Below are 16322 nucleotides of genomic sequence, written 5' to 3'. Positions count from 1 at the left end.
GCACGTGAACGTGCTCGGTCAAGTCGGCGGGTCGTCGATGGAGGGTTGACCGTGTGCGGGGAACAGGGGCTTGAGTACCGGTAGGGGAAAGTGGAAAGAGGAGAGACATGCGACCGTTCATGGACAAGGCCGTACCCGAGGCATGGCAGGCCGCGACGGCGCTGTCAAGTGCGATACTGTCGGCGGCTGAGCAACGAGGGCTGTCGAGACAGGAGTCCGAGCTCATCAAGGTGCGCGCATCGCAGATCAACGGCTGCGCGTTCTGTCTGGACCTGCACGCCCGCGAGGCCAGACAGGCCGGCGTTCTTCAGCAGAAGCTGGATCTGCTACCTGGCTGGCGGGAGGCTCGCCTGTTCGACGAGCGAGAGAGGGCGGTGCTCTCGGTGGCGGAGGCGACCACGGTGCTCCATCTCACTGAAGCTTCCATCGTCGATCTGGCTGGCGCGCGGTCGCTCCTCGGGGAGGAGACCTTCGTGGCAGCGGAGTGGGTAGCCGTCGCGATCAACGCTTTCAACAGGATCTCCATCCTCAGCGAGCATCCGGTGCGCCCACGCGATTCCGATGGGCGACTTGTACGATGATCCACCTCGGCAGATCTCTCTGACGCACGTGTGCGCCTTTGGCGCTTTCCTCATGGATATTGGCGTTGTTGCCACTGGGGCGCCGCGAAGCCGAACCGCCCGTCGGCCTGCACTGTTCCGGCGGTGACTCCGCACGTCGACACCTCGTAGGGGAATCCTGTCTCCGGGTGGAATACCTCGGGTAGGGATTCCGACGTCCAGTGGGCGCGCCTACTCGGTCGTACGGTACCGGACCGCAACGACGTAGGTGACTTCCACCGACGCGAATCGGATCCCACTGATGGGATTCTGTCGTCATCATCCCCGACCGTGCAAAACGGTCTCGACCACAGGAGACGTCTCATGAGTGAGTACCCGGCAATCACCAGAGTTCGCCCGATCTCGGCTCCTTCTGCCGGATCGGAACGGAAGCGTCCCGGTGCCTCGAGCGCGAATCATGTTTCCGCGGAGAGCGGCGCCAGTGCGGTCGTCGCGCTAGGCAGCCTGATCATCGGTCTGAACGTCAAGGGTGCGCCACCACGACGCACCTGACAGAGAGGCACATCATGGCATGGAGTACGAGTGAGATCGCGGACATCGCGTCAACGACAGTGAATACGGTCCGCCATTATCACCGCCTTGGGCTTCTCGATGAGCCCGAACGCAGATTCAACGGATACAAGCAGTACGGGGTGCGTCATCTTGTGCAGTTGCTCCAGATCCGGCGGCTCGTAGAACTGGGGCTGCCGTTGGGGCGGATCGATGAGGTGAGCTGCGAGGGCGAGAGTCGCCAGGACGTGCTGCGTGAGTTGGATGGGGAGCTGGTGGCGGGCATCGAGAGGCTCGAGCATGCGCGGGCAGACCTCGCCGCGATCCTGAGAGAGGATGCTCCCGCAGATGCGCCGGCAGGGTTCGAATCCGTGTCGTCCCGACTCCCGGAGTCGGATTGCTCGCTTTTGCACATCTCCGGACAGCTCTATGACGCGCACGCTATGGCTGACCTGCGACGCATGGTGGAAGCCGACGAGGCGGTCGACCGCATTGGCGCACAAGTTCAACTACTCGCGCCTGACGCTGATGAGGCGAGTCGTGAACGCCTCGTGCGACTTCTCGCGCCGATCTTCGCGCAGAATCTGACCGACTATCCCTGGCTTCGGAATCATTCCGAGCATCTGTCGAGGAGTGAAAGCGTCGTGTGGCAGACGCTCTCGGAAGCGGTCGCCGAACTCTACAATCCGGCGCAGCGGGACGTGCTCGAGCGTGCGAGTCGGGCCGCGTTCGACCTGCTGGAGACTCGAATCGATACCGAGGGCGACGAACCGTCACAGGCTCTCGTGCTCGCGCGGTGACCTACCGCCTCGCGCCGAGCGCCCCGAGCGTCTCTCTCTCGGCGGCATCACACCTTCAGCGCCCGCGCTCTTCGCTGATGGAGTTGGCTCCGTCGATCGTGATGAGCTGGCCGGTGATGTACGACGCGCCCTCCCCAGCGAGGGATGCGATCACGTACGCCACCTCGTCCGCGGTGCCGGACCGGCCGACGGGTGTAGCGGCGCCCATTCGCCGTTCGCGATTGGAGGCGGATGCGGTGTCGATCCACCCCGGAGCGACCGCGTTGACTGTGATGCCGAACGGTGCCGTGTCTAGCGCCGTCGAGCGCGTCAGCCCGAGGATGCCTGCCTTCGCCGCGTGATAGGCATCGTCGCCGCCGTATGCCGCGACGGGACCTGACACCGATGAGACGTTGACGATTCGGCCGTAGCCGGCGGTCTGCATGAGGTCGACCACCATGCGGGTCATCAGGAAGGTCGTGGTCAGGTTCCGTTCGAGTGAGGCGTGCCAATGGTCGATGAATGTTCCTCGGATCGCGCCGGAGGCGTACGAGTCGGATACGGCTGTCATCCCGGCATTGTTGACGAGAATGTCGACGCCGCCGAAAGAGTCCGTCGCGCGCGCGACGACGGCCTTCACACCGGCCTGGTCGGTGAGGTCGGCGACAACTCCTTCCGCCCGAATCCCGGCGTTGCGCAATTCTGCGACTCGCTGGAAGATGCGATCCGTTGTCGACGTGATCACGACTCGATTTCCGGCACTACCGAGAAGACGTGCTGCGGCGAATCCGATGCCCTGCGTGCTTCCTGCGCCTGTGATGATGGCGACGCGTTGATCTGGCGTGGTCATGACGATCTTCTCCTTAGCCCCACGATGCCTGTGTGGCGTCGATACGCCGATTAGAAGCCCTGTGGTCGCCACAGGCTCAACCCAGTGGGCAAGGCGAAATCGTCGACACCGAATCCGAAGGTGGGCTTTCTTGACCCTGTGGTTGGCACACGGTCTTTACTCGGTTGATATCGCAATCTCGATCATCCGAGAGAGAACCCATGTCTGATCTGACGGAGGGCACCATGCACGCTGACCTCGGAGAGTTCCTGCTCGCCATTGCGGGAGTCGCGGGGACCCTCCTCGGAACCTTCATCGTCGGGGTCTTCTTCTACCTCGACCTTGCCCACTACAGGTCGGCCACCAGCAAGACGACCCCGAAAGACCGATACATGCGCGCCGCCGTGAGGTGGGTGTTCGTCGCGTACTCTATTCCGCTGCTCCTGCCGCTCGTACTCGTCTTCGCTGACCCGATCTGGGGTGCGATGACATTCGTCGTGCTCAACACCATGCTGCTCGCCTCCACCGTCGGAACTGTTCGACGTATCGTGACGCGAGGTGGGGCGGGCTCATCGTTCCCGCTCATCCTGAACGAATGGATCACAACCTTCGCGGTCGTCCTTGCGTTCGCTCTGCCGTGGCTCATCGACGGATGGATCCCTTCGCCTCCCGCGTACATTCCGTCACTGGTCATCATGATCACCGCCAGCTTCGCCAGTACGGCCGCGCTGGTCATGAGTGAGTTCGATTCGACATTCGTGACGGCTTCCCCTCCTCCTGGAAGGATCAACCTCAAATGACAAACGTCGCTGAGAACATCATCAAGACTCTGCATACCAACGGGATCGACCGCGTCTACGTACGAACGAGATCGGCACGGACTACTTTCAGGAGACTAATCCGCAGGAACTCTTTCGCGAGTCCAGCGTCTATGTCGAGTCCGTCGCCGTGCTGGTGATCCCCGGCGATGTCGCGCTGTCCGACATCGCCGATGACCGCACGGTCGTGATCGAGCGAACCCATCCCGTGGTCGTGCCCAGCGGCGCTGAGCTCGAACGAGCCGCGACCCTGCTCAACGAGGCCAAGAACGTGACGATCCTCGTCGGCGCGGGTGTAGAGGGTGCGCACGACGAGATCATCGCGCTGGCCGACCGCCTGGGGGCGCCGATCGTGCACGCACTGCGGGGCAAGGAGTTCATCGAGTACGACAACCCCTTCGACGTCGGAATGACGGGTCTACTCGGCTTCGCCTCGGGTTATCGGGCGATGGAGATGGCGGATGCCCTGCTCGTGCTCGGCAGCGACGCCACCGCGCACTATCGCAAGACACGGGCGAAGCTCGACGAGCTCGCAGTCCCCACGAAGACCGGTCGAGGCATCCATCTGCAGTACCTCGCCCGACTCCTGGATGAGCAGGCGGCGGATGACGTGATTTGTCGCGCTCGCTGGTGACGGGGGCTGTCGATGATGCTGGGCGAGCTGCTCACTCTCACTCAGAACCGACTGCCGGTCAAGACCATCGTGGTGAACAACTCGTCACTCAACTTCAACGAACTCGAGATGAAAGCAGCCGGATTGGTTCCCTACGCCACCGGACTCGCGAATCCCAGCTTCGCGCCGATCGCTGAGGCCATGGGCAGCTTCGCGCGTCGGGCGGAGAACAGCGAGGATTTGCCTGAAGCGGTGCGTGAGGTGCTCGCCCACGACGGTCCTGCTCTGCTCGACGTCGTGACCGAGCGGCAGGAGCTGTCGATGCCTCCGGCGATCGAGGCTGCGCATGCGAAGGGTTTCGCGCTGTATGCGATCCGCACGGTCATGTCGGGTCGAGGAGATGAACTGATCGACCTGGCGCGAGCGGACTGGCGTCTGTTGTTCTGAGCTGTCTGCCATCAAGACTGAGCGGTCGCGCGGCGTCCGATTCGACCGAGATGAGTGTGAGCGAAGTCGTGCAGTTTGAGCCCGTAGCCGAGCGCTCGATCGACGGCGACATGGAACGCCCAGCAGGCGGCGCTGAGAGCGAGCCAGGGTAGATCCTGCCCGCCGAGCAGGAATCCCGCGTACACCACCATCAGGATCGCCGGTGCGGTGTAGTTGTGCACGGCGTTGTAGAGGAGGGCGCCCAGGCGAGGGCTGCCGGCATAGCCGAGGGCGGAGAGGTCGAAGACGAGGAAGGCGGCGGCAAGCCACCACCACGGCTGTCCCGCGGCGATGACGGCGATGACGATGGCGACCGCGATGGCGCCGTTCTCGAGGCGCTGAACGGTCGCGACGCTCTTCTCGTATGTGTGCTGGCTCATGCCTTCTACCTCACACCCTGTTCCTGGGACGGAGTCAAGACCCACGTAACGTCTGCTGGTCGTGAAACCGCCATGCGGCGGGATGTGCTTAGAATCGACCAGATAGTCAGTTGGGCCGAATGAGATGGGGATCCATGGCGGAGCCGCAGAAACGCAACACCGAGCGCACTCGCCGGGCAGTGCTGGACGCGGCGATGCACGCGATCCTCGACAGCGGCACAGGTGTGACGCTCGCAGAGATCGCGGAGAGTGCCGGAGTGTCCAAGAGCGGCCTGATTCACCATTTCGGCACTCGGGACCAACTGTTCGTCGCCGTAGTGAAGGACGTGTCCGAGCAACTCCGAGAGGCGGTCGTCGCCGAGCTCGACCTGTCAGAGAATCACCCGGGGAAGATGCTGCGTGCCTACGTTCGTGCACTCTGCAAAGGGGGCGCCGAAGCTGCGGCGGCGCGTGACTTCGCCTCGGCGGCCAACTGGAACGGGCTGTATGCGATCCCGGCGATCGCCGCTCTCCTCGAGGAGTACGACGCGTGGTGGAGTGAACAGTTCGCCGCCGACGGGCTCAGTGCCGAGCGCATCCAGATCGTTCGCCGTGCAGCGGAGGGGGTAGTCGCCGCGGCGCTGCAGGGCGGCGAGGACGAGCTGAGCATCGCGGCGGCCCGCGGCCTGCTGCTGGAGCTCGCTACGGAAGGCTCATTCCGCCGGCCGCTCTGACCTGATCGGCGTCTCCTCATCGCTGTTGCGGCCCGGTACCTTTCGTCGCGCACGCTTGACCCTGTTCCGACAACACAGCGTGAACTGAGGGTCCACCGAGGAAAGAAATGAGATGCCACCGCAACTGAAGGACAAGACTGGAGAGCAAGTGGCCGTCAGGGTCGAGCTTTCGGATCGTGTCGGTGCGTACGTCGTCACCCTCGCTGACGGCTCGACTGCCGGCAGCGCCGGCTTCGGGGTCGTGCCCGTGTGCCCGCTGTTCGCCGCCCACCTCAAGACGCGTGGAACAGAGTTCCCTGCGGATGGCGGCGTGTTCCGTCGGCCGACGTCCGACGATCTCTCTCTGATCTCGCGACACGTCATACGCCGTCCCTGACGCAACATGAATGATCTCTCAAGGGTGAACTGGAGCTCGCTGATCTCCAGCATCGTCGGCGTGGTGAGCGCGACATCGTCCCTCGAGATGTGCGGAGGTGTTCGGAGGTGTTCTAGGTTGACGGTGCCGTCTGCGCCGCTTGCTGCGCTTGCGGTGACGGATATCAGGACAGCCGGATCTCCCGCAGCTCGCGACGCGATCTGATCCCGAGCTTGCGGTAGATGCTCCGCAGGTGGGCTTCGATCGTGCGTGGGCTCAGGAACAGCTGCGCACCCACTTCCCGGGAGGTGGCACCGGTGGCCACCTGCTGCGCGACCTGCAGTTCCTGGGCCGTGAGCTCATCGGGCGATGGGGTCGTGCGACGACGTGGGTGCTCGCCGGTCGCCATGAGCTCCTTTGCCGCTCGCGCGGCGAAGCCGTCCGCGCCGATGCGCGAGAGAAGATCGTGCGCGACCCGCAGCTCTTCCCTGGCTTGCTGGCGGCGCCCCGCGCGACGCAACCACTCCCCGTAGACGAGGTGAGCCCGTGCCGCTTCGCCGGTCAGTCGTGAGGCCTCGAGATGCTCGATCGCGGCGCGATAGTGAGGTTCAGCCGACTCGTCGGAGAGCATCAGCGCACGAGAACGCGCCTCGAGGCCGCGCGCCCACGGGGTGTCGCACGCCTCCGCACGGGTGCTCAGCTCCTCCAGAGCCCGGGCGGCGCTCTGCGGATCGCCGGCACGAGTCGATGCTTCGATCAGCTCAGCCAGACCGACGCTGCTCAGCGACAGTGCGACGCACGCGCACGTGATCGTCGCTGCTCGCTGCGCCTTTTCGTACTCGCCGAGCGCGTTGTGCACTACAGCGGTCGCGTATTCGGCCAGTGCTACCTCCGCGCTTCCCGGAGGATGACCGGGGTCCCGCAATGTGAGCTCCCGCAGCCTGGCCACGGTGGCAGCGTCACCCCGCCATGCGGAGACGATGGTTTCGGCATGGCGCATCGGCACTCCGCCGGTCGATTCCGCGATCGCGATCGACCGGCCTGCCATCTCGCCAGCCCGAGTGAGCTCGCCGCCGAGCGCCAGGATGTTGGCGTGGAAGTTGAGCGCAGTGGCGAGACCCGTCAGAGCTCCGTCCGCTCGCGCCGATATGACATTCGCTTCCGCGAGTCGATAGGCGAGGTCGTCATCGAGGATGCCGACCGCGGTGCGTGCCGCCAGCCACAGCCAGGACCGGTAGTGCGGTGTCTCGGCATCGGAGAGATCGGCATCGCACAGCGATCGTAGTGCGTCACGGAGCGGGGGAACACCGTCGGCGAATCCTCGGATCATCGTTGCGGAGAGCGCGAAGAGCAGTCGATCAGCCGGTCGGAAGGCATGCGCGAGTGAGGGGTCGGCGAGGGCTGCTTCGGCGACGGTTCGCCACGTTGGACCGCCCAGGACGAGTGCCGCGTCAAGTGCGCGAAGATGCGTCTGGTGGGCAAGGTCCGCATCGAACGATGCCATGTCGCGTGCGACGTGCAGGAGCATCTCGGGGACATTCTGATCTCGGCTCAGGTGGAAGGCGATCTGCGCTCGCAGAAGGGACAGACGTGCGCGCTGGAAGTCATCGAGCTGGCCCGCTTCGGCCGTGGCGAGCAGATCGACCGCGGTATCGGACGCTCCGGACTCGTGCAAGGCATGCACCGCCTCGAGGGCGCGCCCTGCCCGCACGGTCGGATCCGGCGTCAGCTGCGTCGCTCGCAGCAGGAACGCTCCGGCGGCCGCGTAGCCTCCACGCGCTCTTGCGCGAGTGGCCGATCGCTCCAGCTCCCCGGCGACGTGCTCGTCAACCCCGGAGGCCGCCTGGGCGGCATGCCAAGCCCGGCGATCAGGTTCAGATGCCGAGTCCGTGACGGCCGCCAGAGCCGCATGGGCGCGGCGACGAGCGGCCGGATCCGCCGTACGGTAGACGGCCGATCGGGCAAGGGGGTGTCGGAAGCGCACCCTGGCACCGATCTCCAGCAGTCCCACCGACTCGGCGGGTGCCGCCGAGTCAGGAGCGATGCCCGAATGGTCGGCAGCGCGCCGGAGCAGGGCGGGGTCTCCGGTCGGGTCCGCGGCGGCGAGCACCAGCAGCATCTGGCTTTCCTCGGGGAGTCCATGCACCCGATTCCGGTACTCAGTCTGCACGCGGCTGGAGACGTCCGAGAGATCGGGTTCCTGAAACCCCCCGGCGAACCGTGTCGGTGGGGTGCGCGAGGGAAGCTCCACCAGGGCGAGCGGGTTGCCGCGGGCTTCAGCGATGATCCGTTCCCGCACTTCGTCGTCGAGGGGCGCCGGGACGATCGAGTCCAACAACAGGCGGGCATCCGCGTCGCCGAGTCTCTTCAGGCGCAGTTCAGGGAGGCCGGCGAAGACCGCGCCTCCTGCCTCGCCGTCGCGAACGCCGAACACCATGGCGAAACGCTCGGCCTCGATCCGGCGCGCGACGAAGGCGAGTACTTCGGCCGACGCGCGGTCGAGCCAGTGGGCATCGTCGACGAGACACAGCAAACCGTTCTTCTCCGCTGCCTCGGAGAACAACCCGAGAGTTGCGAGACCCACGAGGAATCTGTCGGGTGTGGAGCCGACGTCGCGACCGAGTGCGACGCTGAGAGCCAGCTGCTGCGGCTCGGGTAGCGTGGATATCAGGTCGAAAAGGGGAGCACATACCTGATGCAGGCCTGCGTAGGCGAACTGCGTCTCGGCCTCGATACCTGTTGACGTCTCGATGCGGAAGCCGAGCTCCTCGGCCTTCGTGCGTAGGAACTCCAAGACGGCCGTCTTGCCGATGCCAGCCTCGCCGCGCACCACAATCACTCCGCTGCGCCCGGCCCTGGCCTCACTCAGCAGCTGCTCGCTCTGGCGGCACTCTGCGTGCCGACCCAAAAGCAACGGCCCGTCTCCTTCCTCGCGACAACGCCCCCGTCGAAGTGTGTCCCTACAACAGTCATTATGACTGGTTCGACGGAAGCCCGCGCGGAAACTTCTTGATCCGCCGTGCACCTGACGGATGAGAATCTCTTGACCCTGTTGCGACCACAGGGTATCTGCTGATCCCAGCGGCCGCACTCGGCAGGCCGGAGCGAAAGGATCTGTTCATGGGGTACATCAGCGTTGGGGAAGAGAACAGCGCCCCGATCCATCTCTACTATGAAGATCAAGGGGTCGGGCAGCCCATCGTGCTGATCCACGGGTACCCATTGAACGGGCATAGCTGGGAGAAGCAGACGCGTGCCCTGCTCTCGACGGGATATCGCGTGATCACGTACGACCGCCGGGGCTTCGGTCAGTCGTCGAAGGTCAGCACCGGTTACGACTACGACACCTTCGCTGCTGATCTGAACATTCTGCTGGACACTCTCGATCTGCGGGATGTGGTTCTTGTCGGGTTCTCGATGGGCACGGGGGAGCTTGCTCGCTACGTCGCCAACCACGGACATGAGAGGGTCGCGAAACTCGCCTTCCTTGCTTCGCTCGAACCGTACCTCGTGCAGCGCGACGACAACCCGGAGGGCGTTCCGCAGAGCGTATTCGATGGGATTGAGGCTGCCGCGAAGGTTGATAGGTATGCGTGGTTCACCGATTTCTATCGGAACTTCTACAACCTCGACGAGAACCTCGGCTCACGCGTTAGCCAGCAGGTCGTCGATGCGAACTGGAATCTCTCTGTCACCAGTGCCCCGATCGCCGCCTACGCCGTGGTGTCGTCTTGGATCGAGGACTTTCGTGGTGATGTCGAGGCCGTTCGCGCCGCTGGCAAGCCCACCCTCATCCTGCACGGCACGAAAGACAACATCCTGCCCATCGACGCCACCGCCCGCCGCTTCCGCCAGGCTGTGCCCGATGCCGAGTACGTCGAGATCGAAGGCGCGCCTCACGGACTGCTCTGGACCCACGCAGACGACGTGAACAACGCGCTGACATCCTTCCTCGCCCAGTGATCCTCATCACGAGCGCGAGGCGACGACTGCACCTTCCCTATACGCGGAGCAGCAAAGGAGGATTTCGTGGCATGGAGCACTCGTGAACTCGCGGAACGAGCTGGGACGACGGTGAACACGGTCCGCCATTATCATCGGCTCGGACTGCTCGAGGAACCGGAGCGCGAGTACAACGGATACAAGCAGTACGAGGTGCATCATCTCGTGAGCCTCTTGCGCATCCGCCGTCTCGCCGACCTCGGCGTGCCCCTCTCTCAGATTCGTGCCGTTCGAGCGGGCGCTGACAGTACGCCGCAGACGATGCGTGAGCTCGACGCCGAGCTCGAGGAGAGCATTCGCAGGCTGGAGAAGGCGCGAGCCGACATCGCCGTCATCCTGCGCGATGAGGTTCCTGCAGACACCCCGGCCGGGTTCGAGTCGGTGGCGGGCAGGCTGTCCGAGACCGACACTTCGATCGTCCACATCTACACGCAGTTGTACGACGAGGCGGCGCTCGCCGACATCCAGAAGATTGCTGAGGACGCGGAGGACGTGGCTGCCGATCTCGACCGGCTGCCGTCCGATGCCGATGAGGAGACCAGGCGCTCGCTCGTCCCTCGACTCGCCAAGAGTCTTGCGCGCAATCTCATCGACTACCCGTGGCTGAACGATCCGGCGACGCATCTCTCCAAGAGCGGCTACGTCACCTCGCAGACGATGGTCGAGGCCATCCTCGAGCTGTACAACCCGGCGCAACTCGACGTGCTGGGGCAGGCGCACGAGGCTGCGCGAGAGCTGGTGCAGAAGCTTCAGGAATCGGGAGAGGGGCCGGAGGCCGGAGCGGGTTGACTGTGTGCTGGGGACACGGTGGAGACTGCCGTCGCAGGATTCGTCTGCAAGCACGAGAAAGGTGAGCAGAGTATGACCGATAAACAGCGTGATCCCGGTGTCTCCCCCCAGGAGCGTAGCGGCGGCCGGGCGGGCGGCGAGCAGACACTCGCGGAGGATCTCCTCCTGGTGTTGTTCCAACCGCAGTCCGGTACGATCGCCGGCGAGGGGACGCTCTATTACGTCCTCGCTGGCGCAGTGCTCGCCGACCTCGGCCTCGGCGCCCATCTGCGGACCGGTACGGGACGGCTGGGCGGTCTGACGGTCGAGGCGGTGGCAGACAACCCGCCGTCCGATCACCTGTTGCGCGCCACCTGGGAGTACGTGGCCGACAAGCCTCGAGGAGTGCAGACGGTTCTGGCTGCGACGGGCCCGACGCTGCGCGAGCCGCTGCTGGACAGGTTGATCGAGCGCGGCGAGCTGCGTCGCCGTGCTCACAGGTCGCTCGGCTTCATTCCGTCTTCCGTGATCGAGGAGGGGGACTCCGCGCGCCGGCGGATGCTGCTCGCCGATATCCGAGCCGTGCTCGTCGACGGAGCCGAACCCACACCCCGGACCGCCGCGCTCGCCGCGCTCCTCTACGGCAGCGGCACTCTCCCGCAGTTCGACCACGACATCCCATGGACGTCCCCGGTGATCACGCGGGCCGAGGAACTCAAAGAGGGAAACTGGGGCGCAGGAGCGACTGCGAAGGCTGTGGCTCGCAGCGTCACCTCCCTCATCGTCAGCAACGTCATCGTCGCCGCCGCCGTCCTGCCGCGCTCCTAGCGCAGCGGGGCAGTCCCGCAAGTCATCGACGGAAGGCCAGGCCGGTTCGCGGTTCGATCATGCTGCGACCGCGCGGCCGATCCTCTTTCACGGCCGGTCGACCGCTCTACGCCACGGTCCTCAGCTGTCGATTTGACTCGGTTCCGAGAACACAGATTCTAATGGGTCACACATAGAGAATCCGTGAAAATTTCTAGAAAGGAAGTAGAAAAGTGAACCCGATCGAACAGCTCGTGCGAGGGTTTCAAGACCTCGTGGCGTATGTGCCCGAACTGGTACAGCCGTTCGTCGTCATGCTCGCGGGAGCGGTCCCGTTCGTTGAGGGCGAACTCGCGGCCATGGTCGGCGTCGTAGGAGGGATCAACCCGATCATCGCGGGCGCCGCAGGTGCCATCGGCAACTTCGCGAGTGTACTCCTCGTGGTTCTTATCACCTCTCGCGCGCGCACGGCAGTGGTCGATCGCAGAACGGCGCGAGTGATGGCGACCGCCGGGGCGGTGAGCTCTGCTGAGGCTTTCGCTGCTGAGAAGCCAGAGTCGAAGGGTCGCGCGAAATTCAAGCGCTGGCTCACCCGATTCGGCGTTCCCGGCGCCAGTATCCTCGGCCCGCTGGCGATCCCGACGCAGTTCACATCCGCCATCCTGGTCGCCGGGGGCACGCCCCGGGCGTGGGTGCTGCTCTGGCAGGCCGTGGCCATCGCCATCTGGACGACCTTTGGTACGGTGTCTGTCTGGGCGGCGCTCACCCTCCTCGTCGGTGTCTGACGCGGAACTTCACCGAGATGCTCACGCGCGACTCGCCCGGGTGGAACTCTCGCCCGGGCGAGCACCGCGAGGTCGCGCGTTTCCTCCTTGGATCAACCAGCCAGGAGATACTCGCCCGGGTGAAGATGACAACGCTGGGCGTCCGCTGACTGCGATCGCTCGTGGTGTGGTTAAGCCGAGGCGACGCGTCCGCACCGCACTAGGCGATGAGGAAGGATCCGTCGTTGATAAGTTCTCGGAGGTCGTCGATTGACACGGCTGCTCCGAACGCGGGCTGGCCGGGCTGCAGGCGCGCTCCGTCCGCGAGACGACCGACGATCAGTGGGTCGAAACCCAGGTCGTCGATAAACGCGACCACGCGGTCCACGTCAGCGTCCCTGTCTCCGGCGATGCCGATCGCCTTCCGGTCCGCCGAGCCCCAGGGTCGGGCTTCCTCCTCGAGGTCGTGATAGCCCATGTGATTCAGCGCTTTGACAACATGCGAGTCCGACAGAAAACCCTGAAGGACCTCGCTCGTCGAGGTGCGGGGGTCGTTCAGATCGTCGCGGACACCATCGGTCTCCCACCAGTAGTTCATGACGTCAACGACGAGCTTGCCCTCCAGCTCCGCGACCGGCAGAGTGCGGTACTTGCCGAGCGGCAGCGCCAGAACGACGATGTCCGCCTCGCGGGCAGCCTGCCCCGAGCGGACGGCGGTTGCACCGTGGGCGAGCACATCGATCGTCAGCGCTATCCGCTCGGGGTCGCCGGAACCAGAGATCAGTACACGGAACCCCGCGGCGACCGCGAGGCGGGCGAGAACCGTACCGACCTTGCCGGCGCCGAGGATGCTCACGGTCAGGCTGCTCTCCATCTCATCGGTCGCTTTCATCGCTGGAACGCCGCCCCGGTCGAGGACGCAGCGGGCGTCTCAGCGAGCAGCTCACGCACCATAGGAATCACCTTCCTGCCGTACAGCTCGACGGCGCGAAGACGCGCGCTCGCGGCCAGAGCACCTCCGGCCGTGTAGATGAGGTCGAACCGGCCGACATCCAGCGTGCGGATGGCGGCGGCCATCTTCCTGGCGACCGTCTCCGGCGAGCCGACGTACAGCGATCCGCTCTCGACGTCCGCTTCGAACTCGGAGCGCCTCAGTGGCGGCCACCCGCGCAGCGCACCGATCCGGTCGCGGACCACTTTGTATCCGGGGTAGAACGTCTCCATCGCCTCCTCCTCTGTCTCGGCGATGAAACCGGGGGAGTGCATGCCCACCGGGTAGGCGGTGCTGCCCAGCTGTTCGGTCGCCCGGCGATACAGGTCGACGTACGGTGCGAAGCGGGCTGGTGCCCCGCCGATGATCGCGAGCATGAGTCGGAACCCGTAGCGCGCAGTGCGGATCACCGATTGCGGCGAGCCGCCGACGCCCACCCAGGTGCGCAGCCGGCCCGAATCGGTCTTAGGGAAGACATCCGCCTCGTGCAGCGCGGCACGCGTCGTCCCCTCCCACGTCACCGGCTTCTCACCGAGCAGGGCATGGAAGAGGTCGATTTTCTCATCGAACAGCAGCTCGTAGTCGGAGAGGTCGTAGCCGAACAGCGGGAACGACTCGGTGAACGATCCGCGGCCGAGGATGATCTCGGCACGCCCGTTCGAGAGGGCGTCGAGCGTGGCGAAGCGCTGAAACACCCGCACCGGGTCGTCCGACGACAGCACCGTGACGCCCGAGCCGAGCCGGATGCGCTCGGTCACGGTCGCGATCCCCGCCAGCACTGTCTCGGGAGACGAGATCGCGAACTCGGGGCGGTGGTGCTCGCCGATCGCCACCGCCTCGATGCCCAGGTCGTCGGCGAGTACTGTTTCGGCCACCGTGGCGCGGATCGCCGCACCGTAGGAGACCACGGCCCCCTCGTCGTCGCGGGGCAGGTCTCCGAACGTGTCGATGCCGAACTCAAGGTTGGTGAAGTCGCTCATGATCTCTTTCTTCTCGTGGATCTCAGCTGTGGTGGGTTCAGGCGTGGGCGGCTTTGCCGCCCTTGACGATCTCTGCGGGAGCACGCCCGGTGAGGTGCCACTCGCCCGGGTCCTCGTCGAGCAGTTCGCGCACACGGGGTGCGACGCGTTCGCCGAACAGGCGGATGCTGTGCTCTCGGGCGTCCCGCGGCAGATGCAGCACGTCGTACTTCAGGTCGAAGCGCGACAGATGGTTTGCGCGAACGATGCCGGCGATCTTCTGGGCCACGGCCTCCGGCGATCCGACGTACAGTGCACCTGTCCTGACCTCGGTCTCGTACCGCTCGGGGGTGGGCGCGTAGAAGCCACGCTCCTCACTCAGCGCCGTGACAACGGGCTGCCAGTGCTTCCAGTGCGTATTCTTCGCCTCTTCGTCGGTGTCCGCGATGAAGCCGAGGGAGTGCTGGCCGATCGGAAGCTCCGGCTGGCCGAACTGCGAAAGCGCACGAAGATACAGTTCGGCGTGCCCGGCGAACCGTTCGGGGCGCCCGCCGATGATCGCCATCATGAGGGGCAGACCATTCTTGGCCGCACGCACGACCGAGTCGGGGCTTCCGCCGATGCCGATCCAGGCGGGGATCCCACCCTCAGGCATCCGCGGGTGGAGGCGCACGTTCTCCAGCGGCGCGCGGTACTGTCCGCTCCAGGTCACTCCTCACGCATCAGGCGCAGGAACAGGTCGAGTTTTTCCTCGAAGATCTGCTCGTACTCGGCGATGACGTAGCCGAACAACGGGAACGATTCGATCGACGATGCACGCCCGAGCACGAGATGCGCCCGCCCACCGGAGAGGCCGTCGACGGTGGCGAACTGCTGATAGAGCCGCACGGGGTCCTGCGTCGATAGGACGGTCACCGACGTTCCCAGGCGAATGATCGATGTGGCCTGTGCCGCGGCCGCGAGGATCACGAGAGTCGCCGCGTCGACCATGCCCTCCCTATAGTGCTCACCGATGCTGAACACGTCGAGTCCGACGGACTCGGTCAGTCGCGCCTCATCGACGAGCAGCCGCAACGTCTCAGCATCCGACATCACGCGCCCGCCGTCGGTGGCGACGTCGCCGAAGGAGTTCAGCCCGAACTCGACTTCACTTGATCGGATGACCATGATCAGCACCTTCCCGTCACCGGCACATCCGGATTGACGTGTCAATGCTGCAACATGGGTATTGACGCGTCTATTCCGACGAGTGCATTGCAGGGAGACGAGATGCCTGAGGACCACCGGACGCTGCCCACGCAGGAGCAGCTGCGCATTTGGCGGGAGTACATCGAGACCGCACAGTCGCTGCGCACACGTCTCGGCAAGCGCCTGCTCAGCGAGTCATCGCTTTCGGCGGCAGACTACCAGGTCCTGCTCGCCCTGACAGAGGCGCCACAGCGCGTGCTGCGATCGTCAGAGCTGGCGGCGCTGATCGAATGGGAGCGCAGCCGGCTGTCCCACCACCTGGGCCGGATGGAGAAGCGCGACCTGATCCGCCGCATCGCGTGCGTGGACGATGTGCACGGGGTGGACGTCACCGCGACGAACCTCGGCCAGGAGGTCTTCCGTGCCGGATCCGTGCCGCACTTGCGCGCGGTGCGCGAACTGTTTGTCGATGCTCTCACCGCGGAACAGCTCGTGCACCTCGACGAGATCGCCGCCTCGCTGCGTAGGCATCTGGAGTCGGACAACCCAGAGGTGAGGGAGTGAGCGCAGCGTAAGTTTCGTCTGCCGCGCGACTACCCGTGCTTTCCGAAGCTGCGCAGGCACAGCGAGCTCGCCACGACCAGCATCGATCCCGCCACCATCTACGGAGGTGGGGTCGGCGGTTACACGGACTATCCTGCACTCGCTCGTTTCCGAGCATGACGAGTCACGCACGAGACGGACAACGCTGCTGCTCTTGG

The 16322-nt window shown here is 65.1% G+C and carries 15 protein-coding genes and 2 pseudogenes; 11 read left to right on the top strand and 6 right to left on the bottom strand.

Features of this window, described 5'->3' with window-relative positions:
* Positions 1-107: 107 nt before the first annotated feature.
* Together ACTU6U_RS10300 and ACTU6U_RS10295 are read left to right on the top strand one after the other, a co-directional pair.
* On the top strand, positions 108-581 hold the full coding sequence (locus tag ACTU6U_RS10300) for a carboxymuconolactone decarboxylase family protein (protein ID WP_443469026.1): 474 nt from the start codon (positions 108-110) through the stop codon (positions 579-581).
* Between the two features lie 545 nt (positions 582-1126).
* The gene (locus tag ACTU6U_RS10295; protein WP_443469025.1) at positions 1127-1909 is read left to right on the top strand and encodes a MerR family transcriptional regulator; all 783 of its coding nucleotides are present in this window, start codon (positions 1127-1129) and stop codon (positions 1907-1909) included.
* Between the two features lie 55 nt (positions 1910-1964).
* On the opposite strand, the gene ACTU6U_RS10290 is transcribed toward ACTU6U_RS10295, so the two are convergent.
* Positions 1965-2738 carry an SDR family NAD(P)-dependent oxidoreductase gene (locus ACTU6U_RS10290; RefSeq protein WP_443469024.1) on the bottom strand — a complete coding sequence of 258 codons (774 nt, stop codon included), beginning with the start codon at positions 2736-2738 and terminating at the stop codon, positions 1965-1967.
* A gap of 200 nt (positions 2739-2938) precedes the next feature.
* Between ACTU6U_RS10290 and ACTU6U_RS10285 the strand changes: the two genes are divergently transcribed.
* Together ACTU6U_RS10285 and ACTU6U_RS10280 are read left to right on the top strand one after the other, a co-directional pair.
* Entirely contained in the window at positions 2939-3517 is a 579-nt protein-coding gene (locus ACTU6U_RS10285) for a hypothetical protein (protein ID WP_443469023.1), read from the top strand.
* A gap of 67 nt (positions 3518-3584) precedes the next feature.
* Positions 3585-4595: pseudogene (locus tag ACTU6U_RS10280) on the top strand (thiamine pyrophosphate-dependent enzyme); the annotation flags it as partial.
* A gap of 11 nt (positions 4596-4606) precedes the next feature.
* Here the strand turns inward: ACTU6U_RS10280 and ACTU6U_RS10275 are convergent.
* Positions 4607-5014 (bottom strand): DUF4260 family protein, encoded by a 408-nt coding sequence (locus ACTU6U_RS10275; RefSeq protein WP_443469022.1) that lies wholly within the window; start codon positions 5012-5014, stop codon positions 4607-4609.
* 134 nt (positions 5015-5148) lie between these two features.
* On the opposite strand from ACTU6U_RS10275, the gene ACTU6U_RS10270 reads away from it, so the two are divergent.
* A complete protein-coding gene (locus tag ACTU6U_RS10270) occupies positions 5149-5727 on the top strand; it encodes a TetR family transcriptional regulator (protein WP_443469021.1) in 579 nt (192 codons plus the stop codon).
* 112 nt (positions 5728-5839) lie between these two features.
* Entirely contained in the window at positions 5840-6103 is a 264-nt protein-coding gene (locus ACTU6U_RS10265; RefSeq protein ID WP_443469020.1) for a hypothetical protein, read from the top strand.
* A 163-nt stretch (positions 6104-6266) separates the two neighbouring features.
* On the opposite strand, the gene ACTU6U_RS10260 is transcribed toward ACTU6U_RS10265, so the two are convergent.
* Positions 6267-8996: a LuxR C-terminal-related transcriptional regulator gene (locus ACTU6U_RS10260; protein WP_443469019.1), complete on the bottom strand. Its 2730-nt coding sequence runs from the start codon at positions 8994-8996 to the stop codon at positions 6267-6269.
* A gap of 206 nt (positions 8997-9202) precedes the next feature.
* Between ACTU6U_RS10260 and ACTU6U_RS10255 the strand changes: the two genes are divergently transcribed.
* From ACTU6U_RS10255 to ACTU6U_RS10240, 4 genes are all read left to right on the top strand, one after another.
* Positions 9203-10045: an alpha/beta fold hydrolase gene (locus ACTU6U_RS10255; protein WP_443469018.1), complete on the top strand. Its 843-nt coding sequence runs from the start codon at positions 9203-9205 to the stop codon at positions 10043-10045.
* Between the two features lie 66 nt (positions 10046-10111).
* Positions 10112-10873: a helix-turn-helix domain-containing protein gene (locus ACTU6U_RS10250; RefSeq protein ID WP_443469017.1), complete on the top strand. Its 762-nt coding sequence runs from the start codon at positions 10112-10114 to the stop codon at positions 10871-10873.
* A gap of 72 nt (positions 10874-10945) precedes the next feature.
* Positions 10946-11680: a GOLPH3/VPS74 family protein gene (locus ACTU6U_RS10245; protein ID WP_443469016.1), complete on the top strand. Its 735-nt coding sequence runs from the start codon at positions 10946-10948 to the stop codon at positions 11678-11680.
* Positions 11681-11892: 212 nt separating this feature from the next.
* Positions 11893-12444, top strand: coding sequence for a small multidrug efflux protein (locus tag ACTU6U_RS10240; RefSeq protein ID WP_443469015.1), 552 nt, complete (start codon positions 11893-11895; stop codon positions 12442-12444).
* Positions 12445-12643: 199 nt separating this feature from the next.
* Here ACTU6U_RS10240 and ACTU6U_RS10235 read toward each other — a convergent pair whose 3' ends face one another.
* The 3 genes and pseudogenes from ACTU6U_RS10235 to ACTU6U_RS10225 all read right to left on the bottom strand — a co-directional run bounded on the left by ACTU6U_RS10235 (position 12644) and on the right by ACTU6U_RS10225 (position 15465).
* Positions 12644-13315 carry an NADPH-dependent F420 reductase gene (locus tag ACTU6U_RS10235; protein ID WP_443469014.1) on the bottom strand — a complete coding sequence of 224 codons (672 nt, stop codon included), beginning with the start codon at positions 13313-13315 and terminating at the stop codon, positions 12644-12646.
* Positions 13312-14394 (bottom strand): Atu2307/SP_0267 family LLM class monooxygenase, encoded by a 1083-nt coding sequence (locus tag ACTU6U_RS10230; RefSeq protein ID WP_443469013.1) that lies wholly within the window; start codon positions 14392-14394, stop codon positions 13312-13314. Before ACTU6U_RS10230 ends, ACTU6U_RS10235 begins: the two co-directional genes overlap by 4 nt.
* Before the next feature lie 37 nt (positions 14395-14431).
* Positions 14432-15465 (bottom strand): annotated as a pseudogene (locus ACTU6U_RS10225) (LLM class flavin-dependent oxidoreductase).
* 177 nt (positions 15466-15642) lie between these two features.
* Here ACTU6U_RS10225 and ACTU6U_RS10220 point away from each other — a divergent pair.
* Positions 15643-16125 (top strand): MarR family winged helix-turn-helix transcriptional regulator, encoded by a 483-nt coding sequence (locus ACTU6U_RS10220; protein WP_443469012.1) that lies wholly within the window; start codon positions 15643-15645, stop codon positions 16123-16125.
* Positions 16126-16322 lie beyond the last annotated feature (197 nt).

The organism is Microbacterium zouquanmingi (assembly GCF_052266695.1).
GTDB lineage: Bacteria > Actinomycetota > Actinomycetes > Actinomycetales > Microbacteriaceae > Microbacterium.
The sequence above is the reverse complement of the archived record's forward strand: the minus strand, read 5'-3'. Positions and strand labels throughout refer to the sequence as shown.